Source organism: Streptomyces sp., assembly GCF_031181555.1.
Lineage (GTDB): Bacteria > Actinomycetota > Actinomycetes > Streptomycetales > Streptomycetaceae > Streptomyces > Streptomyces fimbriatus.
Genome location: NZ_JAPSKQ010000002.1, coordinates 5,822 through 21,250, shown reverse-complemented (window position 1 = coordinate 21,250; position 15,429 = coordinate 5,822). Strand labels below are relative to the sequence as shown.

14 protein-coding genes are annotated in these 15,429 nt (G+C 74.3%); 5 read left to right on the top strand and 9 right to left on the bottom strand.

The features are described 5' to 3' along the window. Positions 1 to 172: 172 nt before the first annotated feature. The 5 genes from RIM90_RS00650 (at position 173) to RIM90_RS00630 (ending at position 3,500) form a co-directional block, all read left to right on the top strand. The gene (locus RIM90_RS00650; protein WP_309058491.1) at positions 173 to 616 is read left to right on the top strand and encodes an ATP-binding protein; all 444 of its coding nucleotides are present in this window, start codon (positions 173 to 175) and stop codon (positions 614 to 616) included. 247 nt (positions 617 to 863) lie between these two features. Next, complete coding sequence (locus RIM90_RS00645) at positions 864 to 1,712, top strand: SigB/SigF/SigG family RNA polymerase sigma factor (RefSeq protein ID WP_309058490.1); 849 nt, start codon at positions 864 to 866, stop codon at positions 1,710 to 1,712. A 31-nt stretch (positions 1,713 to 1,743) separates the two neighbouring features. After that, positions 1,744 to 2,043: a DUF5133 domain-containing protein gene (locus RIM90_RS00640; protein WP_309058489.1), complete on the top strand. Its 300-nt coding sequence runs from the start codon at positions 1,744 to 1,746 to the stop codon at positions 2,041 to 2,043. A gap of 130 nt (positions 2,044 to 2,173) precedes the next feature. Further along, the gene (locus tag RIM90_RS00635; RefSeq protein WP_309058488.1) at positions 2,174 to 3,010 is read left to right on the top strand and encodes a DUF1206 domain-containing protein; all 837 of its coding nucleotides are present in this window, start codon (positions 2,174 to 2,176) and stop codon (positions 3,008 to 3,010) included. Between the two features lie 61 nt (positions 3,011 to 3,071). Beyond that, complete coding sequence (locus RIM90_RS00630; protein WP_309058487.1) at positions 3,072 to 3,500, top strand: hypothetical protein; 429 nt, start codon at positions 3,072 to 3,074, stop codon at positions 3,498 to 3,500. A gap of 30 nt (positions 3,501 to 3,530) precedes the next feature. On the opposite strand, the gene RIM90_RS00625 is transcribed toward RIM90_RS00630, so the two are convergent. The 9 genes from RIM90_RS00625 to RIM90_RS00585 all read right to left on the bottom strand — a co-directional run bounded on the left by RIM90_RS00625 (position 3,531) and on the right by RIM90_RS00585 (position 15,428). Beyond that, the gene (locus RIM90_RS00625; protein WP_309058486.1) at positions 3,531 to 5,783 is read right to left on the bottom strand and encodes an FUSC family protein; all 2,253 of its coding nucleotides are present in this window, start codon (positions 5,781 to 5,783) and stop codon (positions 3,531 to 3,533) included. A gap of 79 nt (positions 5,784 to 5,862) precedes the next feature. After that, positions 5,863 to 7,236, bottom strand: a complete 1,374-nt coding sequence (locus RIM90_RS00620; protein ID WP_309058485.1) for an NAD(P)/FAD-dependent oxidoreductase — start codon at positions 7,234 to 7,236, stop codon at positions 5,863 to 5,865. A 249-nt stretch (positions 7,237 to 7,485) separates the two neighbouring features. Then, the gene (locus RIM90_RS00615; protein ID WP_309058484.1) at positions 7,486 to 9,201 is read right to left on the bottom strand and encodes a SpoIIE family protein phosphatase; all 1,716 of its coding nucleotides are present in this window, start codon (positions 9,199 to 9,201) and stop codon (positions 7,486 to 7,488) included. Continuing rightward, positions 9,198 to 10,256, bottom strand: a complete 1,059-nt coding sequence (locus RIM90_RS00610) for an ATP-binding protein/SpoIIE family protein phosphatase (RefSeq protein ID WP_309058483.1) — start codon at positions 10,254 to 10,256, stop codon at positions 9,198 to 9,200. The genes RIM90_RS00615 and RIM90_RS00610 overlap by 4 nt, the downstream gene beginning before the upstream one ends. Next, the gene (locus tag RIM90_RS00605) at positions 10,256 to 10,696 is read right to left on the bottom strand and encodes an anti-sigma regulatory factor (protein WP_309058482.1); all 441 of its coding nucleotides are present in this window, start codon (positions 10,694 to 10,696) and stop codon (positions 10,256 to 10,258) included. Before RIM90_RS00605 ends, RIM90_RS00610 begins: the two co-directional genes overlap by 1 nt. Next, complete coding sequence (locus tag RIM90_RS00600; protein WP_309058481.1) at positions 10,696 to 11,115, bottom strand: STAS domain-containing protein; 420 nt, start codon at positions 11,113 to 11,115, stop codon at positions 10,696 to 10,698. Before RIM90_RS00600 ends, RIM90_RS00605 begins: the two co-directional genes overlap by 1 nt. Further along, entirely contained in the window at positions 11,112 to 12,011 is a 900-nt protein-coding gene (locus RIM90_RS00595; protein ID WP_309058480.1) for an STAS domain-containing protein, read from the bottom strand. The genes RIM90_RS00600 and RIM90_RS00595 overlap by 4 nt, the downstream gene beginning before the upstream one ends. Positions 12,012 to 12,250: 239 nt before the next feature. Then, a complete protein-coding gene (locus tag RIM90_RS00590; RefSeq protein WP_309058479.1) occupies positions 12,251 to 12,643 on the bottom strand; it encodes an STAS domain-containing protein in 393 nt (130 codons plus the stop codon). Between the two features lie 277 nt (positions 12,644 to 12,920). Further along, a complete protein-coding gene (locus tag RIM90_RS00585; RefSeq protein ID WP_375165377.1) occupies positions 12,921 to 15,428 on the bottom strand; it encodes a SpoIIE family protein phosphatase in 2,508 nt (835 codons plus the stop codon). Position 15,429: the final 1 nt, after the last annotated feature.

Sequence of the window (15,429 nt, the reverse complement as noted above, 5' to 3'; positions counted from 1 at the left end):
AACAGGAGACCCGCGGCGTTCGAGGACGGGGACCGCCCCCGCGACCGCGGACGGGGCACGGGACCACCCGCACGCCCGCCAGAGGCCGGGCCTCCGATCCGGCCGTCGCGTCCGCCGGCCAGGGGCCGCCCCCTTCCTCACCGAGTTTCGTCACCGACCAGGGAGCCGCAGGATGTGTGAGGAGCACATGACCGAACCCGTTGTCGAGCCGCCCGGCGCGCGCCGGGCCGGACCGTCCTGCCCGCGCCGGCCCGCCGAGGTGCGCGAGGCCGTCGAGCGGGCCGTGTCCGAACGCTGTCGCGCCACCCGTACCCCCTGCGACACCCACGCGCTGGCGGACGCCCTGCTCGTCGCCTCCGAACTCACCACCAACGCGATCCTGCACGGGGGCGGCGTCACCGACTTCCAGGTCGACGTCAGCGGCCCCGGAGTGCGTCTGTCGGTGAGCGACCGCAGCGACGAGCTGCCCGTCTCCCCGCCGGTGACCGACCCGCAGGGACGCCGCCGGCCCGGCGGCCACGGCTGGCCCATCGTCTGCCGGCTGTCCTGCGACGTCCGGGTGTCCGATCTCCCCGCGGGCGGAAAGTGCATCACCGCCGTGGTGCCCCTGTTCTGAGACCGGCTGTTCCGGGACCGGCCCGAGCGCTGATGTCCCGAGGCCGTCCCGAGCGCCCGCCGAGACTCCTCGCGGATTGCGCGAAGAAGCGGAGTTTGTTCCACCGGCGGCAGGGCAATCGGAGTGCGTGCTTCGGACCGGAGGCGCGCCAGCGGGAGCGGTGTGGCTGCTGCGGACCCTCCGGGTGTCCCGGCGGCCACCGTCCCCGCGGTAGATCCCTGAAACCACCGTTCGGGAGCGAAACCGTATGCTCATTGACACGCCCACCCCCCGCACGACGACCGCCGCGCCCCGTCGGCGGCACGACGACGCCCCCGACACCGCCGCTCTCTTCGCCCGGCTGGCGTCCCTGGAGGACGGCCCCGAGCGGGACGCCGTGCGTGACGAGCTCGTCACCGCGTGGCTGCCCATGGCCCACCGCATCGCCGGCCGTTTCCGCGACCGGGGCGAGTCCATCGAGGACCTGCGCCAGGTGGCCGCCCTGGGACTGGTGAAGGCCATCGACCGGTTCGACCCGGGCCGCGGAGCCTTCGAGAGCTACGCCGTCCCCACCATCACCGGAGAGGTCAAGCGGCACTTCCGGGACCGGATGTGGGCCCTGCGCGTACCGCGCCGCGTGCAGGAACTGCGCAACAAGGTGCGGGTGGCCCGGCGCGAGCTCACCCAGAACCCGGGCAGTCCGGAGCCCTCCGTGGCGGACATCGCGGCCCACACCGGACTGACCGAGGAGGAGGTCGCCGCCGGGATGGAGGCGCTGGAGAGCTTCAGCACCCTGTCGCTGGACGCCGAACTGTCGGCCGACGACGACGGCTACAGCCTCGCCGACACCCTCGGCGCCTCCGACGCGTCCTACGACGTCGTGGTCGACCGCGAGTCCGCCAAGGAAGGCCTGCGCCGCCTGCCGGAACGCGAGCGCGCCATTCTCTACATGCGTTTCTTCGAGGACATGACCCAGAGCCGCATCGCCGACCGGCTGGGCATCTCCCAGATGCACGTCTCCCGTCTCATCAGCCGCAGCTGCGCCCGGGTGCGCGCCGAGGTGATGGGACAGCGCACGGGCCGCTGCGGCACCGGCGGACACTCGGCGACGGCGTGACCGCGCCCGCCCCGGACAGAGAGCGAGACACATGCTGAAGCCCCACCCCACCGTGCTGCGCCGGCTCGTCGAGGAGTACGAGGCCCTGCTCCCGGCCGTGTCCGGACCGGGCACCGGCGACCCGCGCCTGGACGACCTGGCGTACACCCTGTGCGTGTCGACCGGCACCCGCGACGTGGAGGACGCCCTGAGGACCGCGCACCGATGGCTGGCGGCGGCCGCCCCGGCACCGGTTCCCGCCCCGCATTCCGGGCCGGACCCACTCGTGCCGACGCCCGGGCGACACCGGTGGGACACCGGCGCGGCGGCGGGCGCCCCGGCCCACGCGTAGGCACGACGGCACGACTGCGCCGGCCTTCCTCATCCGCAGGGATGAGGAAGGCCGGCGCAGTCGTGTCCCGGCCGCCCCGTCACCGCGTGTGCGCGGACGGAGCCGGGGCATGCGGAGTCCGGGAGGTCGAATGAACACGCGTGTGATGGCATGGAGGGGACGGGCCGGTGTCCGACGGGCGGCGAACGGCTCGGTCAGGGAGGGCGCCGCGAGGGCGGGACTCACCGCCCGGGGTGTGATCTATCTGCTGGTCGGCGTGCTGGCCCTGCGGATCGCCTTCGGCGACGGACAACGGCAGGCGGACCGCGGCGGCGCCCTGGCCGAGCTCGCCGACAAGCCGTTCGGCGCGGCCCTGCTGTGGGCGCTGGGCACCGGACTCGTCGGCATGGCCCTGTGGCGGCTCACCGAGGCGCTCTTCGGCTCGGCCGGCCGGGACGGCCGCAGCGCGCGCAAGCGGCTGCTCGCGGTCGCGCGCTGCGTCTTCTACGCGTTCGTCGCCTCCTCGGTGCTGGTCTTCGCCGCGAACCGTGACCGGGGGAGCGGATCGAGCGACCGGCAGTCCCGGGACCTCACCGCCCGCGCCATGGAGGCACCCGCCGGGCAGTGGCTGGTGGGCCTGGCCGGAGCCGTCGTCGTCGGCATCGGTGTGTGGATCGGCGTACAGGCGGTCCGCCGCTCCTACCGCGACAAGCTGAAGCTCGGCGAGCTGAGCGCCGGCGCCCGACGGCTGGTCGACGTGACCGGCGTGGGCGGCGGTGTGGCCCGCGGCCTGGTGTTCGCCGCGGCCGGCGCCTTCGCCGTCCGCGCCGCGATCGCCTACGAGCCCGACCGGGCCAAGGGCCTGGACGACACCCTCCGCAGCTTCGCCGGCACCCCGCTCGGCCCGTGGCTGCTGGTCTGCGTCTCCGTCGGACTGGTGCTGTTCGGGGTGTTCTCCTTCGCCCTGGCCCGCTGGCGGCGGGTCTGACCGGCGGACGGACATCCCAGGACCACCGTATGACCGGCCGTATGCGGGGAACACGCAGGGGATGAGCGAATCCGAGATCCCCCCGGAAGGCCGGCCCGTGGACGTCTACCTCGACCTCCTGCGCGTCCGGATGGACACCGAGGACTACCGGCTTCTGCTCCGTGTGGTGGAGCCGGTCCTCCAGGCGATCGAGGAACACCGCATGTCCGGCCTGGACCTCGCGCTGGACGGCGGGGACGAGGAACTGCCCCAGGAGGTCCGCGACGAGGCCGCCCTCGTCATCGCCACCGCCGTCACCGGCCGCCTGGACAACGAGGTGGTCGAGCTGGAGGTCGACGAGACCGGACCGGTCAGGGTGGTCACCGACGCGGCCACCGCCGCCGACCCGTCCCGCCTCGGCGAGATCGCCGACTACATCAGGGACCGGCACCGGCAGAACGAGGAACTGCGCGGCATCGCAGAGGTCAGCGGACTGCCCACCGACTTCTGACCGACGGCGGCCGCCAGCGGCCGCCGTCCGTCACCGCTCCGGCGCCGCCACCGGCACGCCCAGCGGCCGGGCGAGGCCCACCACGGCCTCGTCCAGCCGCTCCAGGTGCCGCAGCACCCGGCCGGTGATCCGGCCGTAGCGTGCGGCGCCCTCGTCGTCGGAACCGCCCAGCAGCGAGGCGATGCTCGGCCCCGTCTCGACCGCACCGTCGGCCTCCTCGCCCGCGACGCGGGCCGCGATCGTCCCGATGTTGCGCACGGTGCGCCCCGCCGCTCCCCGCAGCCGGGGATCCGCCGCGATCGAGGGGTGGGCCGGCAGCAGCTCGGCCGTCGCCGCCAGCGAACGCGCGTGGTACGCGCAGGTCTCCAGCAGCGCCACGACGTACCGGGCGGTGGTGCGCCGGGCCCGCAGCGGGGTGACCGGGTGGGTCAGCGGCTGGGTCGCGGCCCGCAGATCGCCCAGCGCCTGGTCCAGCTCCCGCGCCTTGTCCAGCAGGTCGTCCGCGGCTCCGCCGCTGAGCTGCCCGACGGCGGCCTCGGTGACCCCGGCGAGCCGCTCCAGCACGGTGACCAGCAGCTCGTTCGTCCGCCGGTCGGTGTTCACCGGCAGGACCAGTGCCGCCGCGACCACCCCGCAGGCCGCACCCAGCGCCGTCTCCTCCAGACGCAGGACCAGCACCTCCCAGCTGTAGGTGTGCAGCAGGGTGTAGAGCAGTCCGAGCATCGCGGTCACGAAGAACGACATCAGCGTGTAGGACAGCGGTGCCGTGTAGAACATCGCGAAGATCAGCACCAGCACCAGGGCGAACGCCGTCACGGTGTGCCCGCCCACCAGGCCGGCGAGCACGATGCCGGCGGCGACGCCGAACACCGTGCCCAGCAGCCGCCGGTAGCCCTTGACCAGGATCTCGCCCGTCGAGGCGGTGTTGATGAACACGATCCAGCAGGCCAGCACCGCCCAGTACCAGCGGTCCGCGGACAGCAGCTCACCGCCGACGATGGCCAGCGTCGAGCCCACGGTGACCTGCACGGCGGCGCGCGTGGTGGGCCGTCGCAGCCCTTTCGGCTGCTCGGCCCGCTCGTCCTTCTCACCCGCGTCGATGGCGGCGTCCTCGGCGTCCAGCTCCTCCCGGGAGCGGGCCGTCGCCGGGGTGTCGTCCGACTCGTCCTGCGGCCCCTCCAGGGCGACGCGCAGCCCCATGACGGCACGGGCGGCCTCGCCGACGGCCCGGAACACGTCCCGTACGGCCGGTGTCGCGGCCGGCAGGTTCTCCTCGTCCCGGTAGCCGAGCAGCCGGTTGCGCATCTGGGCCACGGCCGCCCCGGACGCCCCGGTGCGCAGAACGAGCGCGCGCAGCGCGAGCAGGTCCCGGCGCAGCACGGCGGTGGCCTCCTCCGGCCCGGGCAGCCGGCCGACCTCCGGGGCGGGCGCGCCGGGCAGGTGCAGGGTGAGGGTGTCCGCCCGTTCGGCGCTGCGGGCGGACAGCAGCAGCAGGCCGAGCCGCTCGGCGGCGATCTCGGCGTCCGCGATCCGGCGCTGCACCAGCCGCGCCGTCGACTCGTCCGGGGTGCCCTCCTCCAGCCGCGTCTGGATCATCAGAGCCGTCTCGTGCAGCCGGGCGGTGCCCGTGCGTACGTCCTCCAGCGCCTTGTCCACCTTGTTCGGCTCGTCCGGACCGGCGTCGAGCAGCGCCAGCTGCGCGGAGACGAGCTGGGCCAGCCGGGCCCGGAAGGCCTGGCGCAGCCGCGCGAGCAGACCGGTCGGCGTCACGGGGACGACGGCGAACCGCACCACGGCACTGCACGCGAACGCGACGGCCAGGGCGGCCCACAGCCCGGGCAGTTCCGCGGCGGAGGCACCGACGAACAGGGAGACGAAGTAGAACTGGAAGCCGATCAGGCCGAGCGCGGTCCCGCGGTCGCCGAACCGGCGGCCGTAGGCCGCGCAGAAGATGAGGAGGACGAAGAAGGCGTCACCGACGACGACCCACTCGCTGAGCACCGCGCCCAGCGACACGGACACGAGCGCCACCGGCAGTCCGAGGGCGAGCGTGACGGCCTGGGCGGCGCGCTGCTTCTCCCGGACGGAGAAGGTGGCGACCATCGCCGCCATGGCCCCCGCCACCAGGCGGGTGATCCCGAAGCCCAGCGAGGCGAGCACGGCCAGGGCCAGCGCGATGGCGGCCACCGTGCGCAGCCCGGCGGTCAGCCGCAGCAGCCCGGGGTCGGACGCCGCGAGGCGGTCCCGCAGCCGTGCCCGCACCGAGCGTCCCGCCGCTTTCACGCCGCCGCACTCTCCCCCGTCGCGGACGTCGATGTGGATACCGGCCTCGCAGGGCGCGAGCGGCCGCTCACGGGCCGCGTCACCGCACCGCCCGGCCCGCCTCCTCGACGTGCGCCCGGACCTGCTCCGGTGTCAGATACGCGTTCGTGTACTCGAAGTCGTGCAGTTTGGCCGGCCTGCGCGCCTGGAAGCCGGTACGGACGAAGTCGTCGCCGGCGACCGCGTTCAGCAGCCAGTTGGTCGCCACCCGGGCCTTGGCGACGTTGGTGCGCAGCGCCGCGAAGTGGTAGCCGCGGGCCACCGCCTGGGCGGGCAGGCCGCGCAGCTCCAGGCCGAGCGGCTTGGAGACCGCGTCGGTGCCGCCGAGGTCCACCACGAGCCCGAGGTCCTTGTGGCGGTAGGGCCGCATCGGCTGGTTGCGCAGCGCCGCGATGACGTTGTCGGCCACCTGCCTGCCCTGCCGCAGGGCGTGCTGCGCGGTCGGCGGGCACACGGCGCCGCCGCCCTTGGCCTCGTCGGGCACCGCCGCGGCGTCGCCGAGCGCGAACACCCCGTCGTGGCCCGGCAGGCACATGTCCGCGTTGACCGCGAGCCGGCCCTTGACGGTCTCCGCGCCGAGCGTGGCGATGAGCGGGCTGGCGACGACCCCGGCGGTCCAGATCAGGGTGCGGGTGGGGACCACCCGGCCGTCGGTGAAGGTGACCTCCTCGGGGCCCGCCTTCGCGATGGACACGCCCAGGGAGATCTCGATGCCGCGGCGCGTCAGGACCTCCTGTGCGCTGCGGCCGAGCTTCTCGCCCAGTTCGGGCATGAGCTTCGGGGCGATGTCGATCAGATGCCACTTGATCAGACCGGGGTCCAGCCGCGGATAGCGCTTGACGGCGGCGTGCGTCAGCCGCTGCAGGCAGGCCGCGGTCTCGGTGCCCGCGTAGCCGCCGCCGACCACCACGAACTGCAGCCGCGAGGCCCGCTCGGCCGGATCGTGGCTGGCGTCGGCGAGGTCGAGCTGGGAGATGACGTGGTCGCGGAGGTAGGCGGCCTCGGCCAGCGTCTTCATCCCGAACGCGTGGTCGGTCAGCCCCGGGATGTCGAAGGTGCGGGTGATGCTGCCGGGGGCCAGCACGATGTAGTCGTAGGGCTGGTTGACGATCTCGTCGGTGATGGTGCGGACGACGCAGACCTTGGACCGCAGGTCCACACCGATGGCCCCGCCCGGGATGATCCGGGTGCGGTACTTCTCGCTGCGGCGCAGGGAGAGGGCGACCGACTGCGGGGTCAGCACCCCGGAGGCGACCTGGGGGAGCAACGGCAGGTAGAGCTGGTAGGAGAGCGGCGTCACCAGCGTGAGGTCGGCCTCGTCGGGGGCGAGCCTGCGCTCCAGCCGGCGCACGCACTCCACACCGGCGAAGCCTGCGCCCACCACCAGGATCCTGGGTCGTGTCACGGTGTTCATCCCTTCCTGCGGCTCCAGACGATCTGCCTCGAACGCCCGCACCTCTCGCGTGCCCCTCTTCAGCACCACGATGCCCGCACACGCGGCGGACCGCACCGGGAAGCGGAGGGCGGGGGTGTGCGGCGGCCCGGCGGTGTACGGGGCCGCGTCCGCCCGGCACGGGCCGGGGCGGGCGGGGGAGCGGCGTCGCCACCGGCCGTGCTCGCCGGGCGCCCGGCCGTCACCGTGCTCCGGGCCGACGCTTTGGATTCAGCCGTGCAGATGGCACAGCAGCAGGCAGACGTCGTCGTCGCGCTCGGAGTCGCTCAGCAGGGGGTGGAGGATCCGGTCCGCCGAGCCCTCCAGGTCCGCGTCCAGCTCCGCGGAGCCGAACGAACCGAGGGCCGCCGCGAGCCGCTCGATGCCCGGGTCGATGCCCCGGTCCCGCCGCTCGACCAGTCCGTCCGTGTAGAGCGCGAGCGTCGACCCCGGCGTCAGCCGCTCGGTGTGGTCGGCGATCTCCTGCTTCAGCGGTATGCCGAGCATCGCGCCCGGCTTGGCGTCCAGCGTGCGCACCCGGCCGTCGGGCAGCCGCAGCACCGGCGGCGGATGACCCGCGGCGGCCCACGTCAGCGTGGGCTCGTCCGGGTGGAACCGGGCGATGACGGCGGTGGCGTACAGATCGGGCTGCAGATGGTGCAGGAACCCGTGCAGCCGGGTCAGCAGCAGGCCGGGGCTGCCGCCGTCGACCGCGTAGGCGCGCAGCGCGGTGCGCAGCTGGCTCATCATCACCGCCGCGTGCAGCCCGTGCCCGGTCACGTCGCCGATCACGGTGATCAGGCTGCCGTCCCGCTGACGGAACGCGTCGTACCAGTCGCCGCCGATGTTCAGCCCGTGCGTGGCCGGCAGATAGCGCGCGGCCAGGCTCAGTCCCGGCGTGTCCGGAAGGTCCGTGAGCAGGGCGCGTTGCAGCGTCTCGGCGATGTCCTGGTTGTGCTCGAAGCGGCGGGCGTTGTCGATGGCGATGCCGGCCCGCCGGGCGAGCTCGATCAGCATCACGGCGTCGTCCGGGTCCCAGCGCTCACCGGGCGGCGACAGGGTCAGCACGCCCAGCGGCGCACGGCGTGTCAGCAGCGGGATGCAGAGCAGGGGCCGGTGGGGATCCAGGGCCGACGGCGGCTGGTCGTCGACACCGGGCAGCCCGCCGGGGTGGTCGGCGGCGTACTGCGGCCGCCCGGTGCGGGCCGCGCGCACCGCCGCGGCCGGGCGGGGCACGGGCCGGTGCCGGTCGTCCTCGTCGTCGAACAGCCACACGTCGACGCTGCGGGCGTACCGGGGCACCAGCAGCTCCGGCAGCCGGCGCATGATCTCGCCGTGGTTCAGCGAGGCGTTCAGCACCGGGCTCGCGTCCGCCAGGAACGTCAGCCTGCGGCGGGCGTCCTCCGCCTCGTTGCGCGCCCGCCGCTCGGCGGCGAACGCCTCCCGCTGCGCGCGTCCCGCCGCGTCCAGTTCGGCGTGCAACGCCAGCACGCCCTGGTTGGTCTGGTGCAGCTCCTCCCGGTGGAAGGCGACCAGCTCCTCCTGCTCGGCGAGCTTGTCCAGCACGGCGGCGGTGTCCTCGTCGGCGCCCAGCAGCGCCTCGGCCAGGTCGGCCGGATCCTCCGTCACCGTGCCGCCGTCGCACGCCCGGCCCGGCTCGGGGCAGGGGACGGTCACCGCCCACGGCGTGCGGTCGGCGGCCCCCGCGCCGGGCGAGGGCGTCAGCACGGCGTGCAGCGCCCCCTCCCCGGCCGGGGAGGCGGGTGTGTCCAGGGTGAGCACCCAGGTGCCGCCCTTGGTGAGGCACTGCCGCAGCCGGCCGCTGAGCGCCGCGGCCAGCCGGGCCCGCTCGACGGTGGGCACCCCGCACTCCGCGGCCAGCCGCGCGACGGCGATACGGGCGCGTGCCGCGTCGGTGACGGTGCCGATCTGCCACATTCGCGTCATGGGCGGCCCGCCGGGGTGGGGGCCAGCACGGCCACGGCGGTGTCGTCCCGCACCGGGCGCGCGGAACTTCCGGCGTCCCGTATCGTCACGGCGGCCGTCACGGCCGGATCGGCCGGCGGCACCCCGGTGTCCGGGGACGGGATCCAGCGGCTGGGCAGGCCGTCGGTGTGCAGGATCAGCAGGCTCTCCTCGGTCCAGGCGACGTCGTCCTCGCGCAGGGAACGGGGCCGGTGCACGCCGACGATGCCGGGCCGGGACAGCAGCGACCGCCATCGGTCGCCCTCACGCAGCCGGGCCCCCACATTGCCGATCCCCGCGAACCGCAGCCGGCCGGCCCAGGTGTCCAGCTGGGCCACGGCGACGGCCGCGCCCCGAGTACCGGCCAGTGCTCCGTGGATTGCCTCCAGCGCCTCGGCGGGCGGCAGGTGGGGCCGGCCGCGCAGGGCCTCGGCCGCGGCGGTCGAGGCCCGGGCGGCCTCGCCGCCGTGGCCGAGGCCGTCCGCCAGCATCAGCGTCAGACGGTCGCCGGACCGGACCCAGGCCCAGGCGTCCCCCGAGAAGTCCGCGCCGGCGAACGGTATGTTGACGCCGCCGGCCCGCACGCCGGGTGCCTCCGGGGAATCGCCGCCGTGCGGCGCGTCGGCACCCACGCGGGCCACCGCCACCGTGCCCCGGCCGGGCGCGCTGTGCAGGTGGAAGTCGTCGGCGAGACGCCGGCAGGTGCCGAGGCCCGCGCCGAGCGAGCGCGTCGTGGTGAACCCGTCCCGCAGCGCACCGGCCACATCGGCGATCCCCGGTCCGTGGTCGATCGCGGTGATCTGCACGGCCCGTCCCGCCCGGCCCTCCCGCAGGGCGGGCGGGTCCACGACGTCGACGAGGACCTCACCGGCCTGCGCGTGCTTGAGGAGATTGGTGGCCAGCTCGGTCGCCACCAGCGACACGACGGCGGTGCGCCGCTCGTCGAGCCCGGCCAGGGCCGCCGCCCCCTCCGCCGCGACCCGGACGTCGCGCACCCGGGTCGAGTCCTGCACCGGCACGTCCCAGACGCGGGGCATCACACCTCCTCGCGCGGACGCGGTGGCCGGCCCACCCAGGACGTCACCCGTACCGTGGTCCCCTCCCCGGGAGCGCTCTCGACCTCGAAGTCGTGCACCAGGCGCCGCGCACCGCCGAGCCCCATGCCCAGCCCGTCGCCCGAGGTGTAGCCGTCGCTGAGCGCGCGCTCCAGGTCCGGAATGCCCGGTCCCGAGTCACTGAAGGTCAGCCGCAGCCCGCTGGCGCCGTCGGCGGTGACGTGCGCCACCTCCACCTGACCGCCCCCGCCGTGCACCAGGGTGTTGCGCGCCAGCTCGCTGGCGGCGGTCAGCAGCTTCGTCTGGTCCACCAGGCCGAAGCCGAGCTGGGCGGCGGCCTGCCGCACGTGCTGGCGCACCCACACCAGGTCCATGTCCGACCGGATGGGCAGGCAGGCCTCGACGCCCGCGGCAGTGTGCATCACGGACTCTCCTGGCGCAGGCCGTCGGAGCGGGACAGCACGATGGGCTGCGCGAGGAGCTCCATCGCCGCCTCGGTGGTGAGCGCGGTCCGCAGCCCCGGCAGTGTCAGACCCAGCTCCACCAGGGTGATGGCGACCGCGGGCCGCATGCCGGCCACCACGGTCCGCGCGGCCAGCAGTTCGGTCTGGGCCGCGATCTCGGCCAGCACACGCCCGAGGAAGGAGTCGACGATCTCCACCCCGGAGATGTCGATGACCACACCCGTGACCCTGCTGCGGGCGATGGTCTCGGACAGGTCCTGCTGGAGCTGCTGCGCCGTGCTGTCGTGCAGGTCCCCCTGGAGGGTGACCAGCAGAACGTCGCCGAGCCTGAGGACCGGCACATGTCCCGCGACCGGGCGGGAGAACTCCTCGCTCACCGGCGGCCCGCATCGTCGGGCGTCGCGTTCACGATGTTCGCCCCCAGCTCGTGCAGGCAGTATCCGAGCGCGTCGGCGAGGCTCGCGCGGGTCTTCACCGTGCCGAGGTCCAGACCCAGGTGCACGATGGTCTGCGCGATCGCCGGACGGATACCGGACACGACGCACTCCGCACCCATCAGCCGGGCCGCGGCGACCGTCTTCATCAGGTGCTGCGCCACCAGGGAGTCGACGGTCGGCACACCGGTGATGTCGAGGATCGCGAACCGGGCGTGCTGGTCGACGACCGCGTTCAGCAGCGTCTCCATCACCACCTGGCTGCGGGCGCTGTCGAGCGTCCCGATCAGCGGGACCGCCACGATGCCGTCCCAGAGCTTGATCACCGGCGTGGCCACCTCCAGCAGCTGCAGGCGCTGCCGGTCGATGAGGGCCTGCCCCTCGCTGAGCGCCGTCTGCATGGCCACCAGCCGCAGCGTGCCCATGAGCACGCTGAGCGTGGTCGAGCACTCCCGCAGCCCCTCGGGCGACGCCTGGGCCAGATCGGCGACCAGGAGGTTCTCCACCGGCGGCCACAGTGCGGCCAGCTCGCTCGACATCTGCGTGGCCGACAGCCCGGCGCGGGAGCGGGCCGCTCCCATCCGCGCCAGCTGCTCGCGCACACCCGTGAAGCCCGCGGCGTCCGGATCCTCGACCCGCTGCGAGTCGGCGACCTGGGCCAGCGCGTCGACGACCACCTTGCCCGCCTCCACCGCCTCGTCGCGGGAGACGGTGAACACCGTACGGAACAGGGGCTCGTCCGCCCACCGCTGGGCGATCTGCTCACGTCGGCGGCGCAGGAAGTCCCTGACCTCGAGCGTCGGCGTTCCGAGCGTTCCGCCCGCTTCGTGCTCCGGCACCTGCTGTTCTCCTCATCATCGTTGCGTGTCGAGCCCGTTCGGGTTGACGAGCCGGCGATCGAACCCTGCCGGGCGACCACTTTAACGACGCCCCGACCTCGTACGACACCGCGTCCCGCACACGCGACCGGACCTCCTCGGGGGCCGCGCGAACAGCGCGACGGCCGGTGGCGGGCGGCCGGGGGCCGCGCTGCTCACCGGCCCGACGCGGGGACGTGGTGATCTTTCGCGGAAGCCGTTCAGTTCTCGGGCTCCTCCGGGGTCTGCGGCAGCCGGTCGACGCGCTCCAGGGCCTCGTCGACGCTCTCGGAGACCGGGACCGTGATGCTCACGCCGGTCAGGTCCAGGATGCGGCGCACCGCGGGCGTGGGGGAGATGATGTGCACGCTCCCCGGCAGCTCACGTGCCTCCTGGTAGACGCGGAGGATGATGTTCATGCCGGACGAGTCCATGAAGGGGACCGCGGACAGGTCGAGCAGGAAGTGCCGCCGGCCGTGATGGAGCTGGTTCGCCAGGTGGTGCTGGAACTCGGTCGCGGTGTCGACGTCCAAGTACCCCTCCACCCTGAGCAGGGCCACGTCCTCCCGGGGAAGAGTGACCTCGACGGACAGAGGGTTCTGGGCAATGGGCACGGGTACCTCCAACAAATGACGGCCAGGGCTGGTTCCCCCTGCGGGGATGTCGACGCACGCCGGTCCGGGCGCGCGGGGTGATCACGCTCTCATGGGTGCCGGCCTGCGAGGACGTCTCCGTGACGGGAGGCGGCGCAGCCCGCAACCGATTCCGGTCACGCGCTCCCTCACCTGTCGGGCACCCCCTCACCTGTCGGTCGACTCTCACCGCGCAGCCGCGCGTACCCCCGAATCGCGATGTCATGCCTCGGCCGCCGCCGGTGCCCGTCCTGCCGTCTCATCCGACCCGGATGCCCACGATGCAGGTGTCGTCGTCGGTGTCCGACCTGCTGTACGTCAGCAGCCGGTCCAGCCGCTGGTCGAGCGTCCCCGGGGCCGTGGCGGCGGTGGCGAGCAGATGGGCCAGGGACTCCTCGACGGAGCGGTCCCGGCGCTCGATCAGACCGTCCGTGTACATCAACAGATTGTCCTCCGGGGCCAGTTGGACCTCCGCCTCCTCGTACGAGGCCTCGGGCACGGCACCGAGCAGCAGCCCGCGGACCAACGGCAGCGGAGCGGCCTCGGCGCCCCGCACCAGCACGGGCGGCAGGTGGCCGGCCCTGGCCCACCTCAGCGTGCGCGAGGCCGGGTCGTACAGCCCGCAGACCGCGGTGGCGGTGACCGCGCCCGTCAGATGGTGCGCCACGATGTTCAGCCACGACAGCAGTTGCCCGGGGCCCGCACCGGTGACGGCGAGACCGCGCAGCGCGTTGCGCAGGACGACCATGCTGGTCGCCGCCTCGATGCCGTGACCGGCGACGTCGCCGACGCACAGCAGCACCAGCCGGGACGGCAGCACCACGGCGTCGTACCAGTCGCCGCCCACCAGCTGCTCGGTCTCCGCGGGCCGGTAGCGGACGGCCACGTCGAGATCGGGCACCTGCAGCGGCGCCTGGGTGGGCGGCATGATGGCGCGCTGCAGTTGGAGCGCCAGCCGGTCGCGTTCGCTGGCGTGCTGCTCGGTGTGCGCCAGCTGGTCGCGGGTGGCCGCCAGTGCCACCTCCGTCCAGTGCTGGGCCGAGATGTCCTGGTAGGCGCCGCGGACGGTGAGCAGCCGGCCGTCGGTGTCCAGGACCGGTTCGGCGACGACCCGGATGTGCCGGGTCACCCCGTCGGGCCGCTGCAGCCGGAAGGCCGCCGAGGCGGGGCGCCGGTGGTGCAGCAGCGTGCGCAGGAACCGGCCGATGGCGACGGCGTCGTCCGGGTGGGCGTGCGCGGGCAGGTCCTCCAGCGGCACGGGCGGACTCGACTGCGGGCGTCCGTACAGGTCGAACAGCTGCCCGTTCCAGGTGATCTCCCCGGTGAGCAGGTTCTCCTCGAAGCCGCCGATCCGGCCGAGCCGCTGGGCGTGCTGGAGCAGGCTCGCCAGCCGGGCCGCCTCGTCCTCGATGCGCCAGATGAACAGGATGCCGGAGCCGTGCCGGCTGACGCTGATGTCCGCGACCGCCGACAGCGGCACCTGGCCGACGAGCGCCGTCAGGTTCATGCGCTTGGCCCGGAACGGCTCACCCGTGGCGTACACCCGCTCGATCCGCTGGAACAGCTCGCTCTGCCCGGCGGCCATCGGATAGGCCTCCAGGAGAAGGGCGCCGCTGACCATGGCGCGCGGCCGGCCCGCCGGGTCCAGGAAGCGGCCGTTGACGTGCTGGATGCGGAAGTCCACCAGGTTCCCGGAGGAGTCCAGGTGCGGCAGGAGGACCAGTGCCGGGTCGTGCAGCCCGTCGGCCAGGTCCATCAGCTCGGCGGCGTCCGGCAGCATCCGCGGCTGGTGCGGCGGTCCGCTCGGCGGCGTGTACGTCTCCAGGGTGTGGGCGCACAGCTCGGCCAGGGCCTCCACCTGGCGGATGATCTGCGGCGGCTGCTCGGGCAGCGGCGACGGCCAGACGATCTCCAGCACGCCGTGCACCCGTCCCCCGGTCCCCGCGGGCAGGGCGGCCCTGCCCCCGTCCGGGTGGTGGTGCCGGCCGACGCTGGGCAGTCCCGTGTCGGACAGCGACGTGATCCACAGGCCGTCGCGCTCCATGAGCCCGCAGCGGGCGACCGTCGCCACGTCCGGCGGGACGTAGCACCAGCGCGCCGCCTCGGCCGGGGAGAACCCGGCGCTGCCCGCCAGCGTGAGCGACCCGTCGGTGCCCACCGCCCAGATGGCCACCGCCGTCGCACCGAGCGGGCGCAGCGCCTGCTCGAGCAGCGACTCGGCGACCGCCTGGGTGTCGTCCGCCGCCAGCGCCCCGCTCTCGGCCGCGCGCAGCCGCACGGCGGCCGCCTCGGTCTGCGCGTCGTCGGCGGCCCGGGTGGCGGCCAGGAAGGCGTCCGTCACCTCGGACATCCGGTCCCGGGCGGCCTGGTTGATGACCTCGACCGCGAACTCCAGCGGGGTCGTCCCGGCCTGCTCGGTCAGCTCGGCGAGCTGACGGGCGGCCTGCGCGGGACCGCACCCCAGGCGTTCGACGAGGATGCCCTTGGCGAGTTCGATCAGAGCGCGCCCCTCGGCCTCGGCCTGCGCGGCGCGCACCTCGCGGCTGAGCCGGTCCACGGTGGCCGCGAGCCGGCCCACGGGCGACTCGGCGGACACCCCGGCGGGTCCGGCCGGTGGGACGTCCGCGGGGGAGGGGACGGAGACGTCCGCGGGGGAGGGGACGGAGACGGCCCCGGACGGCACCGGCGCGTCGGCGAGCGCGGGACGGACGGGTTCGAGCCGCGGCTCACCGCGCTGCGACTCGCGCGGATGCTCGCTGATGCTCACG